The 889-nt window shown below is 58.7% G+C and carries 1 protein-coding gene; it reads left to right on the forward strand.

The window, feature by feature from the left end; all coding sequences use genetic code 11:
- Nucleotides 1-506, forward strand: a 506-nt coding sequence (locus tag D183_RS27435) for a hypothetical protein (protein ID WP_232757248.1), incomplete at its 5' end; no start/stop codon positions are given.
- Nucleotides 507-889: the final 383 nt, after the last annotated feature.

The raw sequence follows: 889 nt of genomic DNA on the forward strand, positions 1-889 counted from the left end.
CAAGCCGACGCCGCTTTGCGGCGCGGCTTAACTCAGGTGTTGGCCCGCAGGAAAAAATGACCGCATCTCCACCATCAGAAGAGCAGATACATCTCGCGGCCTCGCTAGGCATCGATGTTGCTCTTGACACGTTTGACGTGGCTGCAGCCCGATTGCTGGACCGTGTGGCAGCCGCAATCGGGCACGAACCCGCTGAGCCATCCAGCGATCGTCAACGCGCTTTCGCATCATCGCTTGGGCAAGACGTTTCCACCGATTCAAAGCGTGTCGCTAGCGCCAAGATTGGTGAGGCTCTTTTCGCCAAGAACCAAGATGCAATTGTTGCGCTCAACCTGAAGCCTGGAGATCGCGTTATTCGCCTCACTCGATTCGAGCATGATGGATATTTACGCTCTTTCGAGCAGGAGTTTGTAATTTCCTCCATCCAGCCCAATGGTCGTGTCTTCTTCAAGGGTGGCAATGGTCAAGGTGCTTGGCCTACCCAGCTACACAAGCCTGCGGGCTAACAATTCATTCAAGCCGAACCCGCTTCGCGGGTCGGCTTAATTCAAGCGTTAGGCGGTAGTGCTGCAGGTGCGGCGCGGCTTCCGTCTTCGGCAACAGCGCTGGCGCTTCAGCGGTCGGCTCCGGTATGCAGTCCTTACGTTTCCCGCCATCGGATCGCTCGCTGCTTCGTCGTCCGTCTTCATTGCTCCGCTGCGCTCATTGCCTTCGGGCTCGCTCACATCCAGCGGTCAGCGCCTCGGGCAAGCCCCAAGACCGCAATATGTGGCATGCTCGGCGCTCGGCGGCAGTGCTGGGGAGCACGGTCCATGCTTCACCATCTCCTGGCACCACCGTCTAACTCTTCATCCAAGCCGACGCCGCTTCGCGGCGCGGCTTAATTCAG

Source organism: Xanthomonas sp. SHU 199 (assembly GCF_000364665.1).
Lineage (GTDB): Bacteria > Pseudomonadota > Gammaproteobacteria > Xanthomonadales > Xanthomonadaceae > Xanthomonas_A > Xanthomonas_A sontii.